We start from the raw sequence: 25,913 nt of genomic DNA, 5'->3' as shown, positions 1-25,913 counted from the left end.
AATGAAAATAGGAATAATAGGTGGAACATTTGATCCGATACATATCGGTCATTTGTTAATAGCAGAACAGGCTCGAGATCAAATGCAATTGGATAAAGTGTGGTTTATCCCTACAGGACATCCTCCGCATAAACAAGGCCATCAAATTACAGATGCACAGCACCGGTTAGCAATGGTAAAAATTGCTGCGGAAGAAAATTCCGCTTTTGAGGTGTTAGATTGGGAGATAAAAAGGGAAAAACTATCTTATACCATCGATACAATAAATTGGGCTGTAGAGAGTTATCCTTCTCACCAATTTTCTCTCATCGTTGGTACAGACATGGTCAATAATCTTCCTAGCTGGTATCAGATCGACAAGTTAATCCAGCTCGTATCGATTATTGCTATTCGTCGCCCAGGATTTGCAGCTGAGTCTCTTCCTGATTTCATTCAGGAAAAACTACGTTGGGTGGAAGATGCTGTAGAGATTTATTTATCCGCTTCACAACTCCGTGACCGTATCACAAGTGGTCGTTCTTTTCGTTATGCTGTTCCAAATGAAGTTTTCCACTATATAAAGGAGCATCGATTGTATGAATAGACAAGATTACCTTGATCGTACGCAAGAACAGATGCCCTTAGCAAGGTGGGAACATACATTACGTGTAGTGGAAACAGCTGCCATCTTGGCACGAAGATTTGATGTGGACAAAGAAAAGGTAGATACAGCAGCTATTCTTCATGACTTTTGTAAATTTTGGACGGCAGAAGAATTAATTTTTGCAATAAAACAGTACAAACTACCCCAAGATCTATTATTATATAATCAAGAGCTATGGCATGGGCCTGTAGCATCAGTAGTGGCTACAAAAGAACTAGGGATACAGGATCAGGACATTAAAAATGCGATTTTTTATCACACTACAGGAAAACCCAATATGGGGCTTGTAGAAAAAGTCGTATTTCTAGCAGATTACATTGAACCTGCAAGAAAAATGCCTGGGGTAGAAGCCGTTCGACTACTTGCCCAAAATAGTTTGGATGAAGCCATAGTACTTTCTTTAAAGCAAACGATTCAATTTCTCATTTCGTGTGGTCAGAGGGTGTATCCGTTAACGTATGATACACTTCGTGATTTGGCGAAACATGAAAATGACATCTGAGGGAGGAATCCGGTTGAATCTAGTGGAGATCGCAAAACTTGCGGCTACCGCTGCCGAGGAAAAAAAGGCGCAAGACGTATCTGTGTTGGATATTCGTGACGTTTCTGCTTTTGCTGATTACTTTGTGATTTGTCACGGAGGTTCTCGTACACAAGTAGAAGCCATTGCTACAGCAATTAAGAAAAAATGCGAAGAGGAAAATATTCGCATTAAAGGCGTTCAAGGACTACAAGAGGCTCGTTGGGTGCTGATTGATATCGGTGACGTAGTGGTACATGTTTTCCACCGAGATGAACGGGATTTTTATGATTTGGAACGTCTCTGGGGAGACGCTGAACCCGTTAGAATCACAGGTTAATTGCATAGAAGTACAAAGTCTTTGGGAGAAATCCCAAAGGCTTTTCATATTTATAGAGGAAAAGAACAAATAACTTTTCGATTATTTCATGTTATAATAAACTTCAAACAGCGTCTCTTTACGGGAGTTTGGTATGTCCAAGAAGCGTCCGAGCGGTCTGAACGGCTGGAACAAGATGGTCATCAACTCGCTCCAGCATTTGGAGCGTGCCGGCTGTGGTGATGTCCGAGAACTCCGTCAGCAGTTCTATCTGCTGAAGGGAGCGGTTCTCCAGCACCATCGGGAGTCATGGGGTAGGAAGTGGAAGTTCCGTCTGAAGAGCTTGAACGACAACAAGTTCAACGGGTTGACCTTTCCCCGCAACATGCTCCAGCAGGAGATCGACTTTCTGCGACAGCTCCAGGCATGTTTGGAGGACTGTGGGCTAAAGAAGCTCACGCGCAAGGTCTCCATGGTGATTGCCATGGGGATTGACTCCATGGAGTGGTTCGAGGATATGGATAAGATGCTTGACGATCTGTTCGATCTGTCTTAGCGACGAATTCCAAAGGTGAGACGCGGTACCCGCTGATCTTGGTCATTCAATTGACTTGGATTGGCGGGTACGCGAATTTTATAAGGTTTACCTTTGATTTAGTTATCATTTGATTGGAAAGAATAATCGATTTCCTTATCTACAGGTTTACCAATGTTAATTTCACATTATGAAGTTTTTCTTTCTTTTAGGAGTATGAACACCTAAGTTATTTTGCTGTTTTTTAATTATTGATTCCATCAGATTACCTCTGTAATCAATAAACACCAGCCGGAGTGGAGTGGTGCTTGACTGATCACAATATTCATTTATTTTTCTGTTTCACCGTCTCCGCCTACATAATTATTTGGGTAATCAACTATCGATTTTTCAAAATAAAACATAAGACCTCTCCTCTCTGGGGAGACGCTGAACCCGTTAGAATCACAGGTTAATTGCATAGAAGTACAAAGTCTTTGGGAGAAATCCCAAAGACTTTTCATATTTTTGTTAAATTAGGGTAACGAAAGGACAGATTTATTTTAGAGAAATATCATGGATGATAAGCAAAGATATATTTTTTCATTCAAAGCAATGCGACAAAAGAACCGTCCCCATGTCGCAGGGGGTAAATTTTTCTCTAATATGCGCACTCCCCGCACCGACCAATGTCAGCACGGGGAGCTTTACGCGATGGATGGAGTTGGTCTGTTACCTCATAGGTAACGAGAACTCACGTCCAGCGAGTGTTTAGACGATGACGCAGTAGAACTTCTTGGACAAGGGATTCTGGTAGACCACCAGCCACTGGCCGTCCTCGAGACGGATCGCATCCGCCCTCCCATAGCCGAGATCCCAAAGGTCGTACATGCTGTACTCACCCTCGACTTGACGCCAATCCCAAATGAGCTTGGTCAGCTGATTGGGGATGGTGATGAACCACTCGGAGGAATCAGTTCCGAGCTGTTCGTTGATGAATGCCAACGTTTCGTCAGCAGTCTTCCAGTCCCCATCAGGGAATTCGGTGAGGACGTGCATGAGTCGCTGTCTCATCTCGTTGATGGAGATGACATCATTGGACTCGTCAGCAGTCTTCTGGGCGGTGGGAGTGGTTTCATCAAGCATCTTCGTTACTCTTTTCTGGACGTTGTATAAACATCTAAATCGCGCGAATGGTGACCTTACTATTTCCATTATCACCGCACGATAGCAAATATTCAAGTGAAACTGAGGACAGTCGTAGGGCTAAGAAATAGGTAACGAAAAACCATAGTAGCAGGCTCTCCTGTTCGCAATAGAGGTTCCAGGACTACAAAAGGGACGTTGGGTGCTGATAGATACAGGTGATGTGGTGCATGTTTCCGAAAGATGAACGGGATTTTACGATTTGGAACATCTCTAGGGAGGAACAGAGACCGTTAATATGGTATGAGGAGTATAATGTTCTAAATAACAGAAAGAACGGATTCTTCTCTGGGAATCCGTTCTTTTTCTGCAAGCGGAGGTTCATAATCAGATAATAATTTAATAACCTCTAGTAGCTCACTTTTCATTTTTTACATTTACGTCAAAGGATTGTGGTGTGTTATTGCTATATCCTTCCATATGAATGGTGAATGGTTGGTTAAAATCGATAGCAGGAAACACAATCACACCATCTGCAACAGTACCAGGAAGGTTTTCGTATGGCAATGTCTTATATGTTTTTGGATCAAAGGATTTTTGTTCGACTTTGTATTGTGTTCGATTTTGAATTAGGTGAGTTACATAGGAACGGAACGTGTTCTTAGAATCATTTGTGATTTTTAGATAGACTCGTGTTTGTTTCTCTGCTAATTCTACTCTTTCTACTTTGATCTTGGTTTCAAATTGATTTTTCTCCTGCTTCACTTGTATTGTTTTAATAGTTGGATAAAACGCTGTTATATAATCGGATTTCTCTATTTTTGTGGCGGTAATCATTGGAGAATGGAGGGTATTGTCCAGACTATTTTCGTATTCATAGTCTCCAACAACTACACCACTTACTTTTACATACTCATCTTCTTTCCATTGATCCGTTTTTCCTTTGATAAAAACATCATTGGCTAAATCAGGATCAGAGTAGATTTGAAGCTTTTCGCTTAATACATTGAAGATTTTCCCATAAATAACGATAGAACGATCCTTAAACTTATCTGGTTTTGTGTAGAAAGTAGGCATCTCCTCTGTTTTTATTAAATTTTTATTTGAGAAATTGGCCTTGCTGGTAGGTTCATCTGAAAATATAGAGGCAAAAATAGAGTAGAGTATTAAAAAAATAACAATGGAACCTATTAGTTTTCTCATATGATATTTCTCCTCCATAAATGGTATATGTACGAATAATAGCATAGAGATTTATTTATAAATAGAATCCGATTACGACTGACCGGCTTCGTTGATGAACATGTTACTATTGATTTTGTCATTCATTGATTTGAATAAGCGGGTTATAAGGATCAATTTTGATTTTGTTTTCATTGTTATTCTGCGAAGACTTCTATGAACTACGATTCGTATTTCGTTTGAATAGTGTGACCAATTTATATACTTATCAAGAATAACGGGATTTTTATGATTTGGAACATCTCTGAAGGAGGTGTCGAGCCTGTTAAAATAACAGTTAATCGTATAGAAGAGACAAGAAGTCTTTGGAGAGTCTCGAAGGTTTCTTTTGTTTGGATGTACTTCACTTATTTTTTATGGGAGAAAACAAAAGAGTGCAATTCGGACTCTACAGTGAATAGGTTAACGATCACTTCGTATTTTTAATTTTTTTATTATTGATATGCTATTATTTTGAATAGAAATTTATTTATATTATTGTTATAATTTAAAATCTAATGTTGATGATTTTGCTACTATCGAATGAAGAGAGGATTTTATTTGAATAAGCTTTCTATACCCACGGGTTTACTGATTTTATATCGCCCTTCTCAAGCGGCTGAAAAAATCGAAAATAATCATAATTTTTGGCCTCCTCTGCTTTTGTTGTGTCTATCTTTTTTTCTATTAGGTGCTGTGTCAGGATATTTTGCTCCCTATCTTGATCCTACAATGATGGAACCAGGAGATTCAGTTGAAGTGGTAGCTATCATGATGTCTGTTTTCATGGGATTATTTATGTTTTTTATGGCTGTTCTTTTTTCCATTATCGAAGCTTTATTTCTCTATGGTTTTGCTAAGCCTTTTAAAAGAAAGGTATCGTTTCGAACCTTACTCACATTGACTTCTTTTGCATCTCTTATACTCGAACCTGGATTTTTATTAATCAATATTTTGAACGATCCCCTAATGACTGGATTAGCTATTACAGGATTAGGTTATTGGATTCCTTCTTCTGGAATGGTAGCTATTGTACTAGATCAAATTGAACTATCGTTGATATGGAAAACGATTATTCTGTTTTTTGCTTTTCGAAGGATTGCGAAATTAACTACGCTTCAAGCGGGAATATCTGTAGGTTTTTTCACGCTATGTTCTGCTTTAATGGATATAGCAATGTATGAATTTGAAATGTAGGAAAGTCCATTTTCTAGATGATTGTTAGAACAATTTTTAGCATTATATTTTAACAAAGTACACCTCCATGATCATGGGGGTGTACTTTGTTTTCTGAATTGAAATATACAATGGATAATACTGTTAAGAAATAATTATAGATATTATTTTTATTTTTTACTATAATCATTTTAACGAAATAGAACCAATGGTTCTAATATAGGTACAAGGTGATGATATGAGCTTAAAAACTTTAGAAAATTCTTTGCGTTTATTAGAATTTTTTACGAGGGATACTCCGGTTTGGGGTGTTCGAGAGTTGGCGAAAGAATGCGGGATGAGCCATTCTGTTGTACAAAGAATATTGTCAACCTTTGAAAAAAAGGGTTTTTTGATGAAAGACGCTCAATCGCAAAAGTATGAATTGGGTATTAGTTTTTGGGAATATGGGCAGATGGTGCAAGAGAAAATTCATTTGGATGATCTCATCCATCCCATTATGGAGACGATATCTCACAAAGCAGGAGAGTCCATTTGCTTTACTATTTTGGATGGGAATGAAGGTGTTTGCATTGATATTGTGGAGAGTTCACAAATCATCAAATATGCCATATCGGTAGGCAGCCGAACCCAATTGTATGCAGGGGCATCCAACAAAGTGATGATGGCTTATTTACCAGAAGCACAACAAGAAGAAATTATTAATCAAGGTTTGATACCTGTGACATCCAATACGATTATTCATGCGGAAAAATTAAAGAAAGATTTGAATGAAATTCGGCAAAATGGTTGGTGTTACTCGGTTGGGGAATATACAGAATCCGTCTTCGGAATTGCAATACCTCTTTTTAATTACCGAAACGAAGTGTTTGCATCGCTGACGATATCTGGTCCTGCATATCGTGTGAATGAAGATGAGGTGAAAAATCTGCTGGAACTACTGCAAACAGAAAGTAAAAAAATACAAGACTATTTTTATCGACTGAGAATTTCAAAGATTTGAGCTAGATGACCAAAATTTTTTAGCTCTTAAAAGTATAAAAATATTTATTTTTAAAAGTTTATCTATTCGTAAAAGGAGGTTTATCCATTGGCAGGGTATATCATGAGGCGGCTTTTGTATATGATTCCAGGATTTATAGGAATTATCCTTATCACCTTTGTCTTATCTCGTGTACTTCCAGGCGATCCAGCAGTCATGATAGCAGGTGAACAAGCTCCGCCAGATGTTGTGGCGAAAATTCGCGTTGACCTTGGTTTGGATCAACCTATCTATATACAGTTTATGGATTATGCAAAGAAGCTCTTTCAAGGGGACTTTGGAATTGCTTGGCATACTGGTCACACCGTTTTGCAAGATTTTGCTTCCCGATTTCCAGCAACAATAGAGCTCACTTTATCCAGTATTTTTATCGCCATTTTGGTAGCGATTCCAGTGGGGATTATAGCAGCAGTAAAGAAGGAGTCCATCCTGGATCATATTTCACGTATATTTTCCTTGATCGGGGCTTGCGTTCCACTGTTTTGGCTAGGACTCATGCTTATTTTTCTCTTCTATTCCAAGTGGGATATACTTCCCGCGCCGATGGGAAGAATCAGTGAAGGTATCAATCCTCCGACATCCATAACAGGTCTATACCTATTAGATAGTCTGTTGTCCGGAGATATGATTGCATTCAAAGATTCCCTGATGCATTTGATTTTACCAGCAATTTGTTTGAGTACAGGTACGATGGCTATCATTGCAAGAATGATGAGATCTAGCATGTTGGAAGTAATCGGACAAGATTACATTCGTACCGCTCGTGCCAAAGGGATGAGAGAGTCCCAAGTAATCATGAAACATGCACTTAGCAATGCATTTATTCCGACACTGACCCTGCTGGGACTGCAATTTGGTTTTTTAATCGGTGGGGCAGTAATCACAGAGACCATATTTAGTTGGCCTGGGGTTGGAGGGTACATCACTGATTCGATTCTCTCGACAGACTATGCACCAATTCAAGCATTTACCCTTATCAGCGCGATTGTTTTCAGTTTAGTGAATTTGATCGTAGATCTGCTTTATGGAGTATTGGATCCGCGAATTCGCTATGAGTGAGGGAAAGGAGGGGGATTATGTCTGCAGCTGAAGTGAGTTTGTCACCTGTTTCAGTTAAGAACAAGAAAAAAAAGAAAACATTTTTCACTTTGATGTTACGTAACCGTTTGGCGTTAATTGGGTTGTTTTTTATCATCATATGGACATTGTTTGCGCTTGTTGCTCCTTTTATTGCACCGCATTCACCAACAGAAACAGATACGATCTCTAAGTTACAAGGTCCAACAGCTGCTCATTGGCTGGGAACGGACAATTATGGTCGTGATATTTTAAGTCGGATTCTTTATGGTGCACGTATTTCGATTTGGACTGGCCTGATTGGCGTTGGGATCTCTTTTCTTATCGGGGTTCCGCTAGGAGCGATTGCTGCTTTTTATGGTGGGAAAATTGGAGATTTTATTATGCGCTGTATGGATGTTTTGCTCGCTTTCCCATCATTAATTTTAGCAATGGCTATCGCAGCTTCCCTAGGTCCAGGTTTAACCAGTGCCATGATTGCGGTTGGTATTGTTGGAATACCAGAGTTTGCTCGTTTGATGTATGGACAAACCATTACGTTAAAAGAAAAAGAGTTTGTGGAAGCAAGTAAGGCGATAGGGGTAAAAGATACGACTATTTTATTTCGTCATATTTTCCCCAATGCATTAGGACCAATTTTGGTACACGCTACGCTAAGTATGGGTTTCGCCATTCTTGTGGCTTCGAGTTTGAGCTTTTTAGGTCTAGGGATTCAGCCGCCTACCCCAGAGTGGGGAGCCATGATTTCTGAAGGCAGGGAGTATATCATTACAGGCCAGTGGTGGTTGGTTACCTTCCCAGGACTTGCAATTGCAACATCTATTCTTGGTTTCAATCTACTTGGTGATGGATTACGTGATGTTTTGGACCCGCGCCTTCGCTCAAGTAAATGAAATAGATCATCATTCATATAGAGGAGTGGCTATAATGCTTGTGAAGAACAAATGGAAATCTTCGTTAGCTCTATTGCTTGCAGGAGCTTTGGCTTTAACTGGTTGTGCATCAAATGCAAACTCCAATCAAAGTAACAAAAACAAAGGGACATCGATGACCATCGCTTATTCTGATGGTGGACAAACCCTTGATCCAGCTGAAGCGGGTGATTTGACTTCTGATACGCTGACCATGAATGCCTATGATCAACTGGTTACGTATGGAGTGAAAACAGTAGATGGTAATCAAAAAGCAAATACAGAAGACATTAAACCGATGCTTGCAAAAGAGTGGAAAGCTTCGCCTGATGGGAAAACATATACGTTTACCTTGCAAGATAATGCTAAATTCCATAGTGGAAATCCAGTAAATGCAGAATCTGTTGTTTATTCGATGGATCACGTGAAAAACTCACAAAATGGAAGTTTTATGTACAAAATGGCTTCGATTAAAAAGGTGACTGCCAAAGATGAGAAAACCGTAGTAGTAGAATTAGAACGCCCCAATCACTTATTTTTACAGATGGTTGCGATGTATACCTTTTCCGTCATTGATTCCAAAGAGATGAAAGGGAAAGGGAAAGATTATCTAAAAACAAATACGGCTGGTTCAGGTCCTTATAAAGTAGAAAAATGGGATCCAGCCTCAGAAGCTGTCCTAACTGCGAATGCAAACTACTGGCAAGGTGCTCCAAAAGTAAGTAAAGTAACGATGAAATTTATTAAAGAGCCTTCTAATCGTGTGATGCTGCTCAATAAGGGTGATGTCGATCTTGCGATTGAAATTCCACCGAAAGATGTAGACAGCATCAAACAAAATGCAAAACTTAATGTCACATCTACTCCGAGTAATCGAATTCTCTATTTTGCATTTGATCAAAAAGTAAAACCTTTTGATAATGTGAAAGTCCGTCAGGCAATCAATTATGCAATCCCTTATGATCAATTAGTTCATGATGTCATGTATGACCAAGCCAAACAACTAAAAAGTTCGATTCCTAGTAGCATGCCAGGATATACCGAAGAAGGTTTCGTGTACAAACATGACCTAAACAAAGCCAAACAATTACTAAAAGAAGCAGGCCTATCAAATGGATTTACCTTTGATTTTACCCTTGGCTCAGGATTTGATGATTGGAAAGATGATGCTGTGCTCATTCAAGCAGAGCTGCAAAAAATTGGTGTGAAAATGAACATCAAACCGATGGCACGCCCTGAGTTTTTAACAGGTGTGGATCAAAGAACATTAACTTCTTATATTTCGAAATGGACTTCTTTTGTTAATGATCCTGGATATCATCTTGGTTTGTTGCTTTACAGCAAAGGTTCATCCAATGCATTTGGCTATAACAATCCACAAGTTGACAAACTTTGGGAGCAAGCGGAACTAGAGAAAGATCAACAGAAAAGAGAAGGTTTATACAAACAAATGCAAGTGTTAATCAATGCAGATGCTCCATGGGCGTATCTCTATGAATATAACCGTGTGATTGGCGCAAAGAAAGAAGTAAAAGGATATGTGACTTATCCAGATGAGTGTATCCGTTTCTTCCCGCTTTCAAAATAAATATCATTCCCCCGCGAGAAATGTTCTTGTGGGGGGGCATTTTCAATAGGAGTGTGAAATCAGTGGATTTTCAACAAAAAGTAGTAGATGAAATCGAAAACCATAAAGACGAATTGCTTTCACTTTGTTCTTCCTTGTTGCAGATGAACACGGAAAATCCACCTGGAGATACAAGGGAAATTAGTGATTTTATTATCCGATATTTGTCTTCGTTTGGGATTGAGACCGAAGTTCATGAATCAAATTCCAACATGTTTAATTTGATATCTTCTATCGGCGAAGGAATGGATGACAAGCATCTCATCTTGTGTGGTCATACAGATGTGGTTCCTGTAGGGGATATCGAAAAGTGGGATTTCCCACCGTTTTCTGGTCATATTGAAGATGGCTATATTCATGGCAGAGGTGCTAGTGATATGAAATGTGGACTAGCAGGATTGATCTTTACCATGGGATTTTTTAAAAAGTTGAATATTCCATTGAATGGAAAGCTTTCTTTATTAGTTGTACCAGATGAAGAGACAGGCGGAGAGTATGGAGTTCCTTGGGTATTGGATCGAAGACTCGTACATGGATCAGCTGCAATCATTGCAGAACCTTCACATCCACAACATCCGACTATTGGGCAAAAAGGAAGCTGTTGGTTTGAAGTGGAGATCGAAGGAACTCCTGGACATGGAAGCCTTTCTCCTGTTATTGGAGATAGTGCGATCTTAAAAGCGGTAAAGGCAGTGGAAGTCCTGCAAAAAATATGGAACTTTGAAGTGGAAATTCCAGATGAAATGAAAGAAATAATTGCCATCACCAAAGGCTATATTCGAGAGAGGGAAGACACAGATACGAGTGATGTATTGGACCATATAACGGTTAACATTGGTACGATTCAGGGTGGTACCAAAGCAAATGTAATTGCTGATCGTTGTGTGATTCAAGTAGATACAAGACTTCCATTCGGTGTTTCCAATAAAGAGATGATTCCTAAGGTGAAAAAACTATTAACAGATGCAGGAATAGAAGCAAAAGTCCATCCGATTGGTTTTCAAAGCTCAGCAAATTGGACTCCACCTACGGATGAGATTGTATTTTCTTTAGTAGAGAGTATCAAAGAAGTAAGTAAGAAAGATGCCTATGGAGTACTACAGTGGGCCTCTAGTGATGCACGCCACTTTCGTGACCATGATATTCCTGTTTTGCAATATGGTCCTGCTGATTTGCCAACGATTCACGCTTACAATGAACGAGCGCCAATCGATCAAGTAATCCAAGCGGCAAAAGTATATGCACTCACCTCTCTCAAATACTTGGGTGTGAAATAAAGGAGGGGTAAACAAATGGAGCCTTTACTGAAAGTAGATGACTTACGTACTCAATTTCATACGGATGCGGGATTAGTGAACGTAGTAGACGGTGTTTCTTTGGAGTTGAAAAAAGGAGAGATCTTGGGTGTTGTTGGTGAATCGGGTTGTGGGAAAAGCGTTACTTCTCTTTCTGTGATGCAACTTTTGCCTAAAGATATCAGTAAGGTGGCTTCAGGGAGTATCACCCTTGAAGGACAAGATATTTTAGCCATGTCGCCTTCCCGATTGAGAAAAATGCGGGGGAACCAAATCTCGATGATTTTTCAAGAGCCTATGACTTCCTTAAACCCCGTTTTTAAAATAGGAGATCAAATTATGGAAGCAATCCGCTTTCATATGAAAATATCCAAAAAAGAAGCAAAAGTATATGCGATAGAGATGTTGAAAAAAGTAGGCATTTCTCGGCCAGAATCCGTAGTGGATGAATACCCGCATCAATTGTCAGGCGGTATGCGTCAGCGGGTAATGATTGCCATTGCGATGGCTTGTGAACCGAAAATTTTGATAGCGGACGAACCAACGACTGCTTTGGATGTGACGATTCAAGCACAAATATTGAACTTAATGCGACAACTACAACAAGAAAAAGGTACCTCTATCATGTTGATTACACACGACCTAGGAATCGTCGCTCAGATGTGTGATCGGGTGGTAGTGATGTATGCAGGTCAAGTAGTGGAAGAAACGGATGTGAAATCCCTATTTAAAAATCCAAAACACCCTTATACAAAAGGATTATTAGCATCACTTCCACAACTTTCCGGAAATCAAAATAAATTAAAGTCGATTCCAGGACAAGTACCTGCATTGGATGAAATGCCAACAGGTTGTCGATTTGCTCCTCGGTGTGAGTTTCGTATGGATGAATGTGATACAAGTAAACCGAATTTGCTAAATGTAGCAGAAAATCACACCTGTCGATGCTATCTATATCAAAAGGAGGAAATTCCATCATGAGTACATTGCTCAAAGTGAACAACTTGATAAAGCATTTTCCTGTTACCAAAGGATTTTTTCAAAAACAAGTTGGCGCAGTAAAGTCTGTCGATGGGATTTCCTTTGAGATAGAAGAAGGAGAGACACTCGGGATAGTTGGAGAGTCTGGCTGTGGAAAATCGACAACTGGCAGAGCTTTACTTCGCATATTGGAACCGACAGAAGGCGAAGTGCTGTTTGATGGGGTGGATATTGCAAAATTGCCCAAGAAGGAACTTCGAGCATTTCGTACCAATATGCAAATGATCTTTCAAGACCCATATGCATCATTAAATCCTCGATGGACCGTGCAACAAGTATTAGAAGAACCATTGATTACACATGGTAATCTGACCAAAACAGAAGTAAAACAAAGAGTAACAGAATTAATGGAATTAGTAGGTTTGTCTCCCCAGCAAGCAAGCAGATATCCGCATGAATTTTCGGGTGGTCAACGACAACGGATTGGAATCGCACGTGCATTGGCGTTAAATCCTAAATTTATCGTTTGTGACGAGCCGGTATCGGCGCTAGACGTTTCCATTCAGGCGCAAGTTTTGAACTTAATGAAAGACTTACAGCAAAAATTTTCTCTCACGTACTTGTTTATCTCTCATGATCTATCTGTTGTGAAATTCATTAGTGATCGAGTAGGTGTGATGTATCTTGGTAAATTGGTAGAACTTTCTCCAACAAAATCCATTTTTGCTGAGCCCCTGCATCCCTATACAAAAGCACTCATGTCTGCGGTACCTATACCAGATCCAGAAATCAAAAGAGAGCAAATCGTCCTTTCTGGTGATGTACCCAGTGCGCTGCACCCTCCGGCAGGATGTGCGTTTCATACAAGGTGCCCAGTCGCGATGGACATTTGTAAAACCCTGGTTCCAAAATGGTCAGAAGTATCAGGCGGACGAAAAGTAGCTTGTCACTTATATGAACAAAATCATACAAAAGAGGAGCAAGGATCATGTCATTGAAGCAGACGATTACAGCATTGGAAATTCTTGATGATAGCTATGTAACAGGTGACAAGGTGAAATCATTATTTGCTGATATGGAACACGTTGAAGTAGAAGTAAAGACAGTTCATGGTGCAGAAGGTTCGACTGATTTTATTCAATTTCGGATTGCTGGTACAAATGGAAAATCAATGGGGGGAGATGCACCTACTCTTGGTATTATTGGCAGGCTGGGAGGAATCGGAGCTCGCCCAAGTCGGATCGGGTTGGTATCGGATGGTGATGGAGCAATCGCTGCTGTAGCAAGTGCTTTAAAACTAGCGGATATGGCTCAGAAAGGCGATCGACTTCTCGGAGATGTGCTGTTAGCAACACATATTTGTCCAGATGCACCAACACTCCCGCATGAGCCAGTTGATTTTATGGATTCTCCTGTGGATATTTTAACGATGAATCAATATGAAGTATCAGCAGAGATGGATGCAGTCCTATCGATTGACACAACAAAAGGCAATAGAGTGATCAATCATAAAGGTATCGCGATTTCTCCCACTGTCAAAGATGGATATATACTACGAGTGAGTGAGGATTTACTGCGGATTATGGAAATGACAACGGGACAGTATCCTGTTACTTTCCCAATCACGACTCAAGATATTACACCATATGGTAACGATGTGTATCACGTCAATAGTATTTTGCAACCATCAGTAGCAACTTCTGCACCTGTAGTAGGTGTTGCGATCACTGCCCAATCGATGGTTCCAGGCTGTGGAACTGGCGCTAGCCATGAAGTGGATATTGCACAAGCAGTTCGCTTTGCTGTAGAAGTTGCAAAAGAATATACAGGTGGTACATGTGCATTTCATGATCGTTTGGAATTTGATCGCTTGGAAGAGCTGTATGGTTCGATGAAAGTGCTTCAAACAGCAGGAAAACAAAACGTTAGTTGACGAAGGGGTGATTCCAGTGACGAAAAGAATAGGTATCGTAACCATTGGACAAGCACCTCGTAAAGATATTGCCTCGATTTTTGATGCGTATTTTAAAGATGTAGAGATTCTGCAAGCTGGAGCATTAGATGATTTAAGCAAAACGGAAATCGATGAAACAATGTCCCCAGTGGATGGGGACTATGTACTTACAACACGTCTTGTGACTGGTGACTCTGTTGTCGTAGCAAGGGAAAAAATAGAGCCTTTGTTACAACAGAAGATTTACCAGCTTGAAAATGCTTCTTGTGACCCGATATTGATACTTTGCACAGGGGTGTTCGAAGACCTACGAACCAACAAAAGTGTTTTAGTAGAACCAGATCGTGTACTTCCTCCTGTGGTGGCTGCTTTAGTCCAAAATAGGAAACTCGGCATCATCGCCCCTTTAGTAGAACAAGTTGGCTCCATAGAGGGAAAATGGGTAGATGTAGATCTTTCCCCACTTATTGCTGCTGCATCACCCTATACTGGAAGTCGATCTGATTTTGAGGAAGCAGCGAAAAAGTTAAAAGAACAAGGTGCGCAAGTTTTGTTACTAGATTGCATGGGATATGATGAACAGATGAGGGAGTATGTAATAGAGATCTCTGGTCTTCCAGTCATCTTATCCAATGCATTGATTGCCAAATTGATGTCAGAGCTCGTGTAAGGAGTGTGTCCATTGTCCGATTCAGTAGAGATTTGTGTAAATGTCCTAAAAGACTGTTTAGCATTACAAAAAGAAGAATTGTTTCTCGTCGTTACAGATGAAAAAAAAGCAGATTTGGCACAACATTTGTATCAAGCAGGGAGAAAAATAGGTGCGGAATCGATGTTACTATTGATGGAGGAACGAGAAAAATCAGGGCAAGAACCTCCTGTGCCTGTTGCCGAAGCGATGAAGAAGGCTGATGCAGTTGTTTGTATTACCGAACATTCACTTACCCATACGATAGCGAGAAAAGAAGCAGTAGCCACGGGTACAAGAGTAGCCACGATGCCTGGTATTACTGCGGATATGTTCTATCATGGTGCGATTACTGCAAACTACCAACAAGTAAAAGTATTGACGGAGAAGATCACCGCTTATTTGGAGAAAAGCACAGAAGTGAGAATTGAAAAAGATGGAGAAACGCTAACTTTTTCTATTGCAGGTAGGCATGGAATTGCGAGTACTGGCGTGTTAACTGAACGTGGTGATTCAGGCAATCTACCATCGGGAGAAGCGTTTATTGCACCATTGGAAGGGACAGCATCTGGGAAAATCAAAGTAGATGGTTCGGTGGCCGATATAGGAATTTTACATTCTCCTCTTTGGCTGACAATAGAAGAAGGTAGATTGGTAGAAGTAGAAGGAGAAGCGGCAGAACAACTGCTCACCTTATTGCATTCCGATGAGAGTAGACAACTAGCTGAATTTGGCATTGGTACCAATAACAAAGCACGAATCACAGGTGTCGTTTTGGAAGATGAAAAAGTGTATGGTACGATCCACTTGGCATTTGGAAGTAATGTGACTTTTGGTGGACAGATTGAAGCGGGAGTTCATATAGATTTGGTGATTAAAGAGCCTGATGTGTATTTGGATGGAGAAAAATTTATGGATAAAGGGATTCCTATGGTGGATTGAGTTTAAAGAAGAACGCTTATAAGTAATAGGAAAAGTTACTGATAAGCACTTTTTAAATAGGAAAACGGAAAAGTAAATTTCAGAAAGGATATTTTTATTGTGTGGGACTCGTCTCGCAGGTTTGCGAGCGAGTCCCAACAACAGTTGTGGCTTTTAGCCGCGGCACCACATCTGACGCCACATCCGGCGCCACCAGCTGACACGATGACCGTAGATGCTGCCGCCGGCGATCATGCTGCCGGCTCCAGCAGCCATCCTGCTACCGTTCACCGTCGCCGTGACAGGACCACCGCTGGTGTCAGAGCCACCGGCCGAACAACCGATGATGTCACCTTCCGAGACGATGCTGTCACCAGCGTGGGAGTTCGTGGCGTTTTGAGCGATGATGCTGCCACCAGCGTGGGAATTCGTGACTTTTCGGCCGTAGAGGTCACCATCAGTGTGGGCACCGTTGATGTCGCGGTCGTAAGGGTTCGTCATAGCCAAATGCCTTTCCATGAGGTCACTGTTGTGGAGAAGCACATCTGTAAAAGAAAATGCTTTGATCTATTATAATATTATCAAACTACTCTTTCAATTACATATGTTTTAAAGCAAACTAAAATCCTTTTTTCAATACCTTTCATACAACCTTCCTTCTCCTATCCTTGACATGGAACGCAAAGCAGGGCATAATGATGGCAATATCATTGAATGAAGCTAGGATGGAGAGTAGTAGCTTGTTTTTCTCAGCTTAGAGAGTTGGCATACTGGTGCAAGTCAACCTGAGAGATAGTGAACTCGCTTCATCGCTCCAAAGGGGAATAAAGTATCCTTTGGCGTATGCCTACGTTACAGGTTTGAGCCGAGTGCCATGATGGCACTAATTAGGGTGGTACCGCGGGAATACAACCTCTCGTCCCTAGCATACAGCTAGTGGCTTGAGGTTTTTATTTTTTAGATGAAGAAAGGTTGATTGGCATGAAAGAGTATGCGCATCGGAAGATTGAAACAAAGTGGCAAGCATACTGGGAGGAAAATGCTTTACACCAAACAGAGGAAGACAAAACGAAACCAACATATTATGCATTAGAACAATTTCCATATCCATCTGGAGATGGACTACATATGGGTCATGTTCGTGTTTATTCCATTGGAGATGTCATTGCCCGTTTTCGAAAAATGAATGGATACCGAGTTCTTCATCCTATGGGTGCAGATGCATTTGGTTTGCCAGCAGAAAATGCGGCAATTCAACGTGGGATTAATCCACGTGAATGGACCATTAATAATATGGAACGGATTCGCAAAGAACAAGCGTTATTAGGTGGTTCCTATGATTGGGATCGTTATGTAGGTACCTGTTTACCTGATTATTATCGCTTTACCCAATGGCTTTTCCTTTTATTTTATGAACGTGGATTAGCATACCGAAAAGAAGCTTCGGTGAATTGGTGTCCGAGCTGTGCAACTGTACTGGCCAATGAGCAAGTAGAAGACGGCAAATGTTGGCGTTGCGGATCAGAAGTGATTAAAAAAGAATTGGAACAATGGTTTTTACGGATTACCGACTATGCAGAGCGTTTGCTTGATGGATTAGATACATTACCAAAATGGCCTGACAAAATTAAGACGATGCAACGGAATTGGATTGGTAAAAGCAAGGGAGCAAATGTCACCTTTACATTGCCGTCCGCTGGGGAAGAAGTGAGTGTGTTTACTACTCGACCGGATACATTGTATGGTGTCACCTATATGGTATTAGCGCCAGAACATCCTTTGGTTCCGCAGTTGATTGCTGGTAACAAACAAGAACAAGAAATACTAGATTTCATTCAAACCATGCGTAAATCAACCGAGTTAGAGCGAACTGCAACAGATGTAGAAAAAGTGGGATACGATACAGGTGCGAAAGCTATCCATCCATTAACAGGGGAAGAGATCCCGATTTGGATCGCCAACTATGTATTATTTGATTATGGGACAGGTGCTGTGATGGGAGTTCCTGCCCATGATGAGCGGGACTTTGTATTTGCAAAAAAATACGATCTCCCTATCAAAGTGGTGGTGCAGCCAGAAGGTGAATCTCTAGTGGAACCACTATCTGAAGCCTTTACAGGTGAAGGTAAGCTGGTTTCATCTGATCAGTTTAACGGAGTGTCCAATCAAGCAGCGATATCCACAATTGCTGATCATTTACATGAACAGAACAAAGGCGGTAGTGTCGTTAATTATCGTTTAAGAGATTGGCTGATTTCTCGTCAACGCTACTGGGGCACTCCTATACCGATGATTTATTGCGATAGCTGTGGACCTGTACCTGTTCCAAAAGATCAGCTACCAGTTGTACTTCCTGAAGATGTTGTGTTTGATGGAAAAAGTAATCCATTGACGACATCGGAAAGCTTTGTACACACCAATTGCCCAACTTGTGGTGCAAAAGCACGTCGGGAAACAGATACCATGGATACTTTTATCGATTCTTCTTGGTATTACTTACGCTACGTAGATGCTAAGAATGAAGAAATCCCTTTTGCAAAAGAAAAAGCAGATGAATGGCTGCCCGTCAGAGAATACATTGGCGGAATTGAACATGCTGTTTTGCATTTGTTATACTCCCGTTTCTTTACCAAAGTACTTTATGATGCAGACATGGTATCCGTAGATGAGCCATTTGAGAGCCTTCTTGCTCAAGGGATGGTGCTTCGTGATGGCGCCAAAATGTCCAAATCAAAAGGGAATGTAGTCAGTCCGTTGGAGATTATTGAGAAGTATGGTGCAGATACAGCTCGATTGTTTATTTTATTTGCTGCTCCGCCAGATCGTGATCTGGAGTGGAGTGATGCAGGAGTAGAGGGAAGTTATCGCTTTATCAAGCGCGTTTGGCGATTGGTTCATGAACACCAAGCGTTGTTTACGAGTGATAGCTCTAAGTCTGCCGATCTATCCTCCACAGCAAAAGAACTACGCCGATTGACACATCATACCATTCAAAAGGTAACCATAGAAATCGGAGAGCGTAATCACTTCAACACAGCGGTAAGTGCAGTGATGGAGTTAGTAAATGGTATTTCTAGCTATCCAGCTAATGAAGACCATGGTGTATTACGAGATGCATTAGAAAATGTCGTATTGTTGCTTGCTCCGTTTGTACCGCATTTATCAGAAGAATTATGGCAAGTGATGGGTCATCAAGATTCCGTCAATCACACTGCTTGGCCGACTTTTGACCCGGCAGCATTGGTGCAAGATGAAGTAGAAATCATGGTACAGATTAACGGCAAAAACAAAGAAAAATTAGTTGTAGCAAGCAAAGCAAGCAAAGAAGAAATTGAAGCGATCGCAATAGCGAATGAAAAAATCCAAAGTTTGATCGCAGATAAAACAGTGAGAAAAGTGATCGTCGTACCTAAAAAACTAGTTAATGTGGTCGTAGGGTGACCAAGTTTTAACATAGAAAAGATCCGCAAGGCATGGGAAAAGAAGTCTATCTACGTTCAGATAGGCTTTTCTTTTATGATTGTTGGATATTTGCAAAAACAGTCGATGATGAATAGATAATACTTGACAAAAAAATATATTTATGCTATAATTTACAAATAATATTTGTGGCTATATAATAGGATTCTCCTGGCCGGGGGAATCCTATTTTTTTGTCCAAAAGGAAGGGGTGTATTTGCGTGGAAGATAGCAAATCAAGTTTAACTTCTTTGATCTCTGCTTTTGGCAGAGCTTATCACAGTCGACACGATACGCCAAAAATTTTTGATGACGATATAGCCAAAGATTTAATCTCGCAAAAAGAGTTTAATGATATCAAAGAAAATATGGTGCAAAACATTTCGTTCTTCAACAAAGATATTGCACAAAAATATAAGGGGAATACGGAAGAAATATTAAAATGGATTACCCAGATTCAACTTTCTCCGATTGCCTTGTCACGTGCCGCATATTGCGAAAGGGTATTACTGAATGAAATGATGTTAGGCTTAAAACAATATGTCATACTTGGTGCGGGGTTAGATACTTTTTGTTTTCGACATCCGGAATTAAAAAACATCCTAGAAATTTTTGAAGTTGATCACCCTAATACACAGGAATTTAAAAGAAAAAGATTGGATGAAGCCAATTATAAAATTCCGAGTAATCTTCATTTTATTCCGATGGACTTCACCAAAAAGTTTTCTTTTCCAGCTCTAATAGAAGGAGGATTGGAAAAGAAAAAAACCTTCTTTAGTCTTTTAGGAGTTTCGTATTATTTAACGAAAGAAGAAAATGCGAGTTTGATAAATGAATTCTTCTCCAGAGTCCCGTCAGGGAGTTCCATCATATTTGATTATGCTGACGAACGTTTATTTGAAGAAAAAGGAATTTACAATAGAGTGGAAAACATGGTAAAAATGGCTTCAGTTGGTGGAGAACCAATGAAATCGTGTTTTTCTTATGATGAAATGGAGGGTTTACTAGAAAAATCAGGCTTACTCATTTATGAGCATTTATCACCAGTTCAAATTAACGAGACTTATTTTAGTAATCGAGAAGATTACTTATCAGCCTTTGAAACCATCCATTTCCTTCATGCTGTAAAACAGTAATTACATCAAGGGGAATATTGAAATAGATTTTGCTAGAATTTGTTTAGGCTTTTAACGAAAAAGTGCCGTATGATTGAAAGTTGCAATCTGCTACAATGAAAGGGATTTCATCGTGATCTTATTACAAAGGAGTTTTTCTATTGAAGCAAGCACTACTAATCATTGACGCACAGCAGGCATTAGTTGAAACAGTCTTTCAAAAAGAGAAGCTTTTGGAAAATGTAAATAAGGTTATTCAAAAAGCATTACAAGCCGAAGCGGATATTATTTTTATAAGAGATACGGATGTGGGTGAAGGGAAAGGCGCAGGATTTGAAATTCATTCCGACATAACAGTTCCGCAAATCGCCAAAGTATTTGATAAAACAGCTACCAATGCATTTTATAAAACTCCTCTATTGGCTTACTTAACGGATCGTGAAGTGAGACATATCGTTATGATGGGATGTAAAACGGAACATTGTGTGGATACAACAGTTCGCACAGCAACCGTCCAACATTTTGATGTCACTTTAGTAGCAGATGGACATTCCACCACGGACTCTAACGCCATACCAGCGGAAACCATCATCAAACATCATAATGAAACGTTGCATGGCCACTACAATATAGACAATTTTTCTGTTGTTCGACCTAGTGATGAGGATTTGTTTGATCCGATCCACGATAATTATCGTGATTAGTTTATATAAAAAGAAACCGAGCTATCTTTAAAGAGCTTGGTTTCTTTTTATATTTGACCTCTAAGACAAAAGATTAGTTTCTTAACCTAAATAATTAGATGACAAAAGAGAAAATTCAATCTAAAATAAAAGTATTCGGTATTTCCGTTCGAACGCTGGAGTTGAACATGGGTAAGATCATGGACAAGTTCATCGCTGTTCTCCGCATCGCTGTCGGCCTCGCTCTGCTGTGGTTGCTGTGGCAGTTTGCTGAGAATATTGCCGAGCAGGTCCTCCACACGAGTGACCCGAGTCTGTCAATGGTCTCATTCATCTGGATCGTCATGGTCTATGTCGTCCGCGGCCTTTTGAGTGACTTCATCCGCATGTTCTGAGCGTTCCTAGGTGGTTTCTCAGTATCCGTGCTAATCGCATGTGATACGGGGAAACCACCGCTCATTTTATAGTTATCTGATGACGATTTTCTGTTTTAATTTGTCAGATGGATGATGTCAAAGTTCCAGAATAGATATTTCAATACAAACATTGATCCTTTGTATTCAACTAATTTTTTCTTTTGGAGAGTTCCTACTAGGGATAAATTAACTAAATTTTCTGTTTTTAATCCAAATATAGACCTTAACTCGATATGGCAGGCATACATTCAAATGGTGTCTTTTTTAAATAAAGATTCTATGTGGTTTTTAGCTCTGTCTATCTCTGCTTGCATGATGTAATATCCCAAATAAGCGTAGAGATTAAATAGTTTTTCGTCTGTACACGTTCTTACGAATTTCTTATAGGGAGTGAGGTTCACTTCTGTTAATGCTTCCAGCTTTTGAAAAAATATCAGTAATTTATATCTGCTGATAGTTTCATCATGTAAAAATTTCGAGAGCTCTATTTCTGGATTAGTGTTGATGGTATGGTAAATGATATTTTTAATTTTCATTGCCATATATTAAAATTATACCTGATGGAGTTCGGAAGACAGTGACGTTTTTGAGATGGATAAAACCGATCTCAAAACCTTTGATGGGTTCTATTTCCAGCTCTAATGAAGAAACGTTTAAATCTGATAGAGGTAGTCCTGGTAGTTTTAACATAGAAAACACTCCTTATATTTGATTAGGTCGTTAGTAAAATTATAGGATTTAAAATGAAATATTTCAATATTTATATTTTTCTTATAATTCGTAATGAAATCTTCTGAATTTGCAGGTGAAAGAGGATTTTTCATGAATACGTAATATAAAATTATCTTTATATTACGGGAGCAGTGTTTGATGAATAGAAAACTGTTAGGAGTAAAACTGAAAGAGCGCAGGAAAGAACTTGGAGAGAGTATGGATAGTATTTCTGATGAATTTATATCTGCTTCTACTGTTGGAAATATTGAGCGAGGTTTACCTAATGTAGCTGAAGAAAAGATTCGATATTATGCGGAAAAAATAGGATTGGGTAGTGAACTTTTTGGGATTCTGAGTATGGCAGAGAAAGAAGAGAAGGAGTTAGAAACAGAGCTCTCATCATTAGATGAAGTTTTATCTGCTGACCTTGATAACTCTATGAAAAGACTCCATGAGCTTAGTTTTTTAAATAAAGATAGTAGACTCTCACCTCTTTATCATTTTTTGCTTGGTCGCTGCTATTTTGTGAAGAGAACAACTAGCTGGGAAAAGATGTTGTATAAAGCGCAGTGGCATTACAATGAAGTACTTCAATTACTTGTTAAAACTTTAGAACATGATAGTGATAACTTGAGAGCAGCTACTTTAAACGAATTAGGTAGAATCTTTTATTATTTAGGTAACTTGAACGAAGCGTTAAATTGCACGGAGTTAGGCATAAAAGCTTATAATGAAACTGGTAAACGTCAAGCTACTATGTTTTATCTTCTGGTAAATAAAGCGATGTATTTAGAGCGTTTAAATGAAGATGAAAGAGCATTGCAAACACTGGAATCACTTTGGAAGAGGATATCTAATTCAAACGCTACTAATATTTTGGCTATACTACGTTTGGAAACATTTTTGCAAATCCATATTAATTTTGCAACAGTGCTTAATAAAGTGAAGCATTATCAAAAAGCACTTGAGTTCGCACAAGCAGGAGCAAAAATTGCAAGGCAAAATGGAAACTATGACAAGTTAGCATTACTTTGGTCTACGACTGGGTCTATACTTGAAAATGGAAATATTGATGAAGCAGTTCAATATTACTTAAAAGCATTAAGTATCAGGGAAAAGGTCAAAAAACAAAACATCGTTTATGCACTGAAAAATCTTGGTTTCCTTTATATAAAAATGAAGCGATATAAAGAATCGCAAAAAATTATAGAAGAAGCTGTTGGAATCGCAGAACAACGTAAAGATGAGTTGACAATATTAGATACGTTGGTAGCACAAGGTACCTGTTACCGAGAACAGGGTTTGTTTCAAGACGCAATACCTTCATTTAAAGGGGCACTTAATCTAGCGATCAAACATAAACTGGTTAAAAAGCAATATGAAAATATTGTTAGTCTGTGTTATTGTTATAAAAAAATAAACAATATGGAATCTCACCAATATTATTTAGAAAAGACATTTGACCTTCAAGTTAGTATGATGGAATGGGAAGATACCCATCGATGAGGCTAGGAGGTGTCAAGATGCGAAGTAGAGGTCCCGAAGATACCATTGGAGTTGATTAGAACCTGTTTAATTACAGGTTTTTTTCATGTGTAGATTGAAAAAGGGTGACCTTTGTGGATTACAGAAATATAGTAGATGAAATCTTATGTAATTATGAGGATGTAGATAGGTTAAACACATCATTAAAAGGTATAGCGCTTATGGGAAAAATGCGAAGCGGCAAAGATACGATTGCAGAGTATGTTTATAAATACTATGGATTTACCTGTTATGCCTTTGGTGATGCACTTAAGAAATACGTACATCACTATTCTGGCATACCGCTAGATAGCAACAAACCATGAACTTTGTATCAACAATTTGGGCAAAAATGCAGAGAGATTGATGAGAACATTTGGATTAAATATTTGATAGGCAGATTAAATAAAGAAAAGCCTGCGCTCTTTGTTATTTCCGATTTGAGGCTTCCGAATGAGAGGCTTTTTGCTTTCGAAAATGAGATACCAGTTATAAAAATGGAGAGTGATTACATTGTACGTTTGGAGCGGATGAAAAAAGAAAACGATGACTTTAATCCAAAATCTTTTAGCCATGAAACGGAAATTTGGCCTGATTTGCTTATGTCTGATTTTAAAATAGAAAACAATTCATCTATCGAAGAAGTGACAAAGCAATTTGATGAACTAAGAGAACGTTTTCTATGAAAGATATAATTTACTTACGATGGAGGAAGAATCATTCTAGATAAAACAAAAGTAATGGCTTATTTTAGTGCAGTTGGTGATGAATTTCCTTTGGAGGTAGTTACCAATGTTCTTGGTATTGAGCCCACAGAAACTTTTAAAAAGGGAGATGTTATCGAAAGATCTAATAATCCCAATCTTATATCAACCAAAATCAGATGTAGAAAAGAGACTGATTGGACTTTAAGCACTGGATATCAAGAATCATACGATATAAATAACCAGTTACGTATTATTCTTAAATTGCTTGAATGGAAAACGGAACAATTAAAGCACCTCAAGGAGAAATATGGTTTAGCGTTCCTTTTCATGGTCGTAATTCAAGTAGAAAATAACGAATCACCCGCAATGTATCTACAGAAAGACATTATAGATTTTGCTAGTTTGATTCAAGCGGAGATTCATTTTGATTTATATATATTTAGTTAAAATAAAAACGCTGTTGATCTTGCTATCAATAGCGTTTTCTTATGTAATTATTGTTGAATAATTACTTTGCGATTGTTAGGGAGGAACATGACGTGTTTTATCGCGTCAAAGTAGAACCCATTAATCATAGATGGCACTCTTTATTGTTATCTAGATATCAAATCTTGAGAGGTTTTATATAGATAGAAGCTTAAACCGATATATTAGGTTTTATCATCCCATGTTTCATCCAAATGTTGTGCATAGTAGAGAAGTCCATGTTTAAAGTATTGCAGTTTCTCGTCAGAAGTAGTTTCAAGCAAATTGGTCATAAGAAGTTCTACTGCTTCTTTGTATTGTTCAGTATTATAAAGTGCTAGAGAAAGATGAGCTTGGAGGGCTCGATTGTCTGGGAATTCTCTTACACCATGTTGTAATATTTCTACTGATTTTTGATAGTATCCTAAATAACGATAGGTACTGCCAAGTCCAAGTAAGCATCTTTCTAAATCTGGTCCACTAAGCCCAAGCTCGATTGCTTTGACATAGTAAGGGACGGCTTCCTTTCCTAAGCCTGAGTTATCATGAGCCACGCCGGTTTGAAACTGGATCTCTGGATCATTTGGATACGAAGTGGCAAGAACCAAAAGCATTTGGCGAGCTCGAGCTAATATAGATAGATCTTGTTTGGCTCGTCCTTCTTCACGTAGTTGAACTGCTTGAGTTAATAGATTTTGCTTCATTTGTTACCATCCTTTTTGCGAATTTTAGCTGTGTAAACGAGAGGAAACTATGTGATGTGATCAGTCTAAGGGGTAAAGGCTTTACCACAGT

Annotated in this window: 29 protein-coding genes and 1 other annotated feature; of the genes, 23 read left to right on the top strand and 6 right to left on the bottom strand. The window is 39.2% G+C overall.

Annotated features, from left to right (window positions below; translation table 11 throughout):
• Position 1: 1 nt before the first annotated feature.
• From A3GQ_RS0106195 to A3GQ_RS26740, 4 genes are all read left to right on the top strand, one after another.
• A complete protein-coding gene (locus A3GQ_RS0106195; protein WP_028776309.1) occupies positions 2-583 on the top strand; it encodes a nicotinate-nucleotide adenylyltransferase in 582 nt (193 codons plus the stop codon).
• The gene (gene yqeK / locus A3GQ_RS0106190; RefSeq protein WP_028776308.1) at positions 576-1,145 is read left to right on the top strand and encodes a bis(5'-nucleosyl)-tetraphosphatase (symmetrical) YqeK; all 570 of its coding nucleotides are present in this window, start codon (positions 576-578) and stop codon (positions 1,143-1,145) included. The genes A3GQ_RS0106195 and yqeK overlap by 8 nt, the downstream gene beginning before the upstream one ends.
• On the top strand, positions 1,135-1,503 hold the full coding sequence (rsfS, locus tag A3GQ_RS0106185) for a ribosome silencing factor (RefSeq protein WP_156877579.1): 369 nt from the start codon (positions 1,135-1,137) through the stop codon (positions 1,501-1,503). Before yqeK ends, rsfS begins: the two co-directional genes overlap by 11 nt.
• Before the next feature lie 133 nt (positions 1,504-1,636).
• Positions 1,637-2,038, top strand: a complete 402-nt coding sequence (locus A3GQ_RS26740) for a hypothetical protein (protein ID WP_156877578.1) — start codon at positions 1,637-1,639, stop codon at positions 2,036-2,038.
• 729 nt (positions 2,039-2,767) lie between these two features.
• Here A3GQ_RS26740 and A3GQ_RS0106165 read toward each other — a convergent pair.
• A complete protein-coding gene (locus tag A3GQ_RS0106165; protein WP_028776305.1) occupies positions 2,768-3,142 on the bottom strand; it encodes a hypothetical protein in 375 nt (124 codons plus the stop codon).
• Positions 3,143-3,559: 417 nt separating this feature from the next.
• Positions 3,560-4,345: a hypothetical protein gene (locus A3GQ_RS0106160; protein ID WP_028776304.1), complete on the bottom strand. Its 786-nt coding sequence runs from the start codon at positions 4,343-4,345 to the stop codon at positions 3,560-3,562.
• A gap of 579 nt (positions 4,346-4,924) precedes the next feature.
• On the opposite strand from A3GQ_RS0106160, the gene A3GQ_RS0106155 reads away from it, so the two are divergent.
• From A3GQ_RS0106155 to A3GQ_RS0106105, 11 genes are all read left to right on the top strand, one after another.
• Positions 4,925-5,560, top strand: a complete 636-nt coding sequence (locus A3GQ_RS0106155; protein ID WP_028776303.1) for a YIP1 family protein — start codon at positions 4,925-4,927, stop codon at positions 5,558-5,560.
• A gap of 217 nt (positions 5,561-5,777) precedes the next feature.
• Positions 5,778-6,542 carry an IclR family transcriptional regulator gene (locus A3GQ_RS0106150; RefSeq protein WP_028776302.1) on the top strand — a complete coding sequence of 255 codons (765 nt, stop codon included), beginning with the start codon at positions 5,778-5,780 and terminating at the stop codon, positions 6,540-6,542.
• Between the two features lie 87 nt (positions 6,543-6,629).
• A complete protein-coding gene (locus A3GQ_RS0106145; RefSeq protein WP_028776301.1) occupies positions 6,630-7,640 on the top strand; it encodes an ABC transporter permease in 1,011 nt (336 codons plus the stop codon).
• 17 nt (positions 7,641-7,657) lie between these two features.
• A complete protein-coding gene (locus A3GQ_RS0106140; RefSeq protein ID WP_028776300.1) occupies positions 7,658-8,551 on the top strand; it encodes an ABC transporter permease in 894 nt (297 codons plus the stop codon).
• Between the two features lie 34 nt (positions 8,552-8,585).
• Entirely contained in the window at positions 8,586-10,157 is a 1,572-nt protein-coding gene (locus tag A3GQ_RS0106135; protein WP_028776299.1) for an ABC transporter substrate-binding protein, read from the top strand.
• 20 nt (positions 10,158-10,177) lie between these two features.
• A complete protein-coding gene (locus A3GQ_RS0106130) occupies positions 10,178-11,473 on the top strand; it encodes a M20 family metallopeptidase (RefSeq protein WP_051271341.1) in 1,296 nt (431 codons plus the stop codon).
• A gap of 15 nt (positions 11,474-11,488) precedes the next feature.
• Positions 11,489-12,472, top strand: a complete 984-nt coding sequence (locus A3GQ_RS0106125) for an ABC transporter ATP-binding protein (RefSeq protein ID WP_028776297.1) — start codon at positions 11,489-11,491, stop codon at positions 12,470-12,472.
• The gene (locus A3GQ_RS0106120) at positions 12,469-13,470 is read left to right on the top strand and encodes an ABC transporter ATP-binding protein (RefSeq protein WP_028776296.1); all 1,002 of its coding nucleotides are present in this window, start codon (positions 12,469-12,471) and stop codon (positions 13,468-13,470) included. The genes A3GQ_RS0106125 and A3GQ_RS0106120 overlap by 4 nt, the downstream gene beginning before the upstream one ends.
• Positions 13,461-14,405 (top strand): DUF1177 domain-containing protein, encoded by a 945-nt coding sequence (locus A3GQ_RS0106115; RefSeq protein ID WP_028776295.1) that lies wholly within the window; start codon positions 13,461-13,463, stop codon positions 14,403-14,405. The genes A3GQ_RS0106120 and A3GQ_RS0106115 overlap by 10 nt, the downstream gene beginning before the upstream one ends.
• Before the next feature lie 16 nt (positions 14,406-14,421).
• Complete coding sequence (locus A3GQ_RS0106110) at positions 14,422-15,096, top strand: AroM family protein (protein ID WP_156877577.1); 675 nt, start codon at positions 14,422-14,424, stop codon at positions 15,094-15,096.
• 12 nt (positions 15,097-15,108) lie between these two features.
• Positions 15,109-16,056 carry an aminopeptidase gene (locus tag A3GQ_RS0106105; RefSeq protein WP_028776293.1) on the top strand — a complete coding sequence of 316 codons (948 nt, stop codon included), beginning with the start codon at positions 15,109-15,111 and terminating at the stop codon, positions 16,054-16,056.
• 153 nt (positions 16,057-16,209) lie between these two features.
• On the opposite strand, the gene A3GQ_RS26735 is transcribed toward A3GQ_RS0106105, so the two are convergent.
• Complete coding sequence (locus A3GQ_RS26735) at positions 16,210-16,536, bottom strand: hypothetical protein (protein ID WP_169818255.1); 327 nt, start codon at positions 16,534-16,536, stop codon at positions 16,210-16,212.
• Between the two features lie 212 nt (positions 16,537-16,748).
• Positions 16,749-16,962, top strand: a binding site (T-box leader).
• A 54-nt stretch (positions 16,963-17,016) separates the two neighbouring features.
• On the opposite strand from A3GQ_RS26735, the gene leuS reads away from it, so the two are divergent.
• From leuS to A3GQ_RS0106080, 4 genes are all read left to right on the top strand, one after another.
• A complete protein-coding gene (gene leuS / locus A3GQ_RS0106095; RefSeq protein WP_028776291.1) occupies positions 17,017-19,476 on the top strand; it encodes a leucine--tRNA ligase in 2,460 nt (819 codons plus the stop codon).
• Positions 19,477-19,715: 239 nt separating this feature from the next.
• Positions 19,716-20,630, top strand: coding sequence for a class I SAM-dependent methyltransferase (locus A3GQ_RS0106090; protein WP_028776290.1), 915 nt, complete (start codon positions 19,716-19,718; stop codon positions 20,628-20,630).
• A gap of 140 nt (positions 20,631-20,770) precedes the next feature.
• Entirely contained in the window at positions 20,771-21,313 is a 543-nt protein-coding gene (locus tag A3GQ_RS0106085) for an isochorismatase family protein (RefSeq protein ID WP_028776289.1), read from the top strand.
• A 167-nt stretch (positions 21,314-21,480) separates the two neighbouring features.
• Positions 21,481-21,687 (top strand): hypothetical protein, encoded by a 207-nt coding sequence (locus tag A3GQ_RS0106080; protein WP_028776288.1) that lies wholly within the window; start codon positions 21,481-21,483, stop codon positions 21,685-21,687.
• Positions 21,688-21,956: 269 nt separating this feature from the next.
• On the opposite strand, the gene A3GQ_RS0106075 is transcribed toward A3GQ_RS0106080, so the two are convergent.
• Both A3GQ_RS0106075 and A3GQ_RS26730 read right to left on the bottom strand, forming a co-directional pair.
• Entirely contained in the window at positions 21,957-22,250 is a 294-nt protein-coding gene (locus A3GQ_RS0106075) for a hypothetical protein (protein ID WP_028776287.1), read from the bottom strand.
• A complete protein-coding gene (locus A3GQ_RS26730) occupies positions 22,234-22,398 on the bottom strand; it encodes a hypothetical protein (protein WP_156877574.1) in 165 nt (54 codons plus the stop codon). The genes A3GQ_RS0106075 and A3GQ_RS26730 overlap by 17 nt, the downstream gene beginning before the upstream one ends.
• A gap of 180 nt (positions 22,399-22,578) precedes the next feature.
• On the opposite strand from A3GQ_RS26730, the gene A3GQ_RS0106065 reads away from it, so the two are divergent.
• From A3GQ_RS0106065 to A3GQ_RS0106050, 4 genes are all read left to right on the top strand, one after another.
• Complete coding sequence (locus tag A3GQ_RS0106065) at positions 22,579-23,928, top strand: helix-turn-helix domain-containing protein (protein ID WP_028776286.1); 1,350 nt, start codon at positions 22,579-22,581, stop codon at positions 23,926-23,928.
• Positions 23,929-24,041: 113 nt separating this feature from the next.
• Positions 24,042-24,272, top strand: a complete 231-nt coding sequence (locus A3GQ_RS0106060) for a deoxynucleotide monophosphate kinase family protein (RefSeq protein ID WP_028776285.1) — start codon at positions 24,042-24,044, stop codon at positions 24,270-24,272.
• A gap of 63 nt (positions 24,273-24,335) precedes the next feature.
• Complete coding sequence (locus A3GQ_RS0106055) at positions 24,336-24,632, top strand: hypothetical protein (RefSeq protein ID WP_028776284.1); 297 nt, start codon at positions 24,336-24,338, stop codon at positions 24,630-24,632.
• Between the two features lie 54 nt (positions 24,633-24,686).
• Positions 24,687-25,100 carry a DUF4279 domain-containing protein gene (locus A3GQ_RS0106050; protein ID WP_028776283.1) on the top strand — a complete coding sequence of 138 codons (414 nt, stop codon included), beginning with the start codon at positions 24,687-24,689 and terminating at the stop codon, positions 25,098-25,100.
• Positions 25,101-25,303: 203 nt separating this feature from the next.
• Here A3GQ_RS0106050 and A3GQ_RS0106045 read toward each other — a convergent pair whose 3' ends face one another.
• Positions 25,304-25,822: a tetratricopeptide repeat protein gene (locus A3GQ_RS0106045; protein WP_028776282.1), complete on the bottom strand. Its 519-nt coding sequence runs from the start codon at positions 25,820-25,822 to the stop codon at positions 25,304-25,306.
• Positions 25,823-25,913: the final 91 nt, after the last annotated feature.

Source organism: Shimazuella kribbensis DSM 45090 (assembly GCF_000428065.1).
GTDB classification, from domain to species: Bacteria; Bacillota; Bacilli; order Thermoactinomycetales; family Thermoactinomycetaceae; genus Shimazuella; species Shimazuella kribbensis.
The sequence above is the reverse complement of the archived record's forward strand: the minus strand, read 5'-3'. Positions and strand labels throughout refer to the sequence as shown.

Excerpts from the sequence above, each read along its gene's own strand:
- A3GQ_RS0106135 (WP_028776299.1), top strand. The coding sequence starts at position 8,586 with ATGCTTGTGAAGAACAAATGGAAATCTTCGTTAGCTCTATTGCTTGCA.
- A3GQ_RS0106195 (WP_028776309.1), top strand. The coding sequence starts at position 2 with ATGAAAATAGGAATAATAGGTGGAACATTTGATCCGATACATATCGGT.
- A3GQ_RS0106065 (WP_028776286.1), top strand. The coding sequence starts at position 22,579 with ATGAATAGAAAACTGTTAGGAGTAAAACTGAAAGAGCGCAGGAAAGAA.
- A3GQ_RS0106150 (WP_028776302.1), top strand. The coding sequence starts at position 5,778 with ATGAGCTTAAAAACTTTAGAAAATTCTTTGCGTTTATTAGAATTTTTT.
- leuS (WP_028776291.1), top strand. The coding sequence starts at position 17,017 with ATGAAAGAGTATGCGCATCGGAAGATTGAAACAAAGTGGCAAGCATAC.
- A3GQ_RS0106125 (WP_028776297.1), top strand. The coding sequence starts at position 11,489 with ATGGAGCCTTTACTGAAAGTAGATGACTTACGTACTCAATTTCATACG.
- A3GQ_RS26730 (WP_156877574.1), bottom strand. The coding sequence starts at position 22,398 with ATGTTAAAACTACCAGGACTACCTCTATCAGATTTAAACGTTTCTTCA.
- A3GQ_RS26740 (WP_156877578.1), top strand. The coding sequence starts at position 1,637 with ATGTCCAAGAAGCGTCCGAGCGGTCTGAACGGCTGGAACAAGATGGTC.
- A3GQ_RS0106140 (WP_028776300.1), top strand. The coding sequence starts at position 7,658 with ATGTCTGCAGCTGAAGTGAGTTTGTCACCTGTTTCAGTTAAGAACAAG.
- A3GQ_RS0106165 (WP_028776305.1), bottom strand. The coding sequence starts at position 3,142 with ATGCTTGATGAAACCACTCCCACCGCCCAGAAGACTGCTGACGAGTCC.
- rsfS (WP_156877579.1), top strand. The coding sequence starts at position 1,135 with ATGACATCTGAGGGAGGAATCCGGTTGAATCTAGTGGAGATCGCAAAA.
- A3GQ_RS0106075 (WP_028776287.1), bottom strand. The coding sequence starts at position 22,250 with ATGGCAATGAAAATTAAAAATATCATTTACCATACCATCAACACTAAT.
- A3GQ_RS26735 (WP_169818255.1), bottom strand. The coding sequence starts at position 16,536 with ATGACGAACCCTTACGACCGCGACATCAACGGTGCCCACACTGATGGT.
- A3GQ_RS0106130 (WP_051271341.1), top strand. The coding sequence starts at position 10,178 with ATGTTCTTGTGGGGGGGCATTTTCAATAGGAGTGTGAAATCAGTGGAT.
- yqeK (WP_028776308.1), top strand. The coding sequence starts at position 576 with ATGAATAGACAAGATTACCTTGATCGTACGCAAGAACAGATGCCCTTA.
- A3GQ_RS0106045 (WP_028776282.1), bottom strand. The coding sequence starts at position 25,822 with ATGAAGCAAAATCTATTAACTCAAGCAGTTCAACTACGTGAAGAAGGA.
- A3GQ_RS0106080 (WP_028776288.1), top strand. The coding sequence starts at position 21,481 with ATGGGTAAGATCATGGACAAGTTCATCGCTGTTCTCCGCATCGCTGTC.
- A3GQ_RS0106115 (WP_028776295.1), top strand. The coding sequence starts at position 13,461 with ATGTCATTGAAGCAGACGATTACAGCATTGGAAATTCTTGATGATAGC.
- A3GQ_RS0106160 (WP_028776304.1), bottom strand. The coding sequence starts at position 4,345 with ATGAGAAAACTAATAGGTTCCATTGTTATTTTTTTAATACTCTACTCT.
- A3GQ_RS0106050 (WP_028776283.1), top strand. The coding sequence starts at position 24,687 with ATGGCTTATTTTAGTGCAGTTGGTGATGAATTTCCTTTGGAGGTAGTT.
- A3GQ_RS0106120 (WP_028776296.1), top strand. The coding sequence starts at position 12,469 with ATGAGTACATTGCTCAAAGTGAACAACTTGATAAAGCATTTTCCTGTT.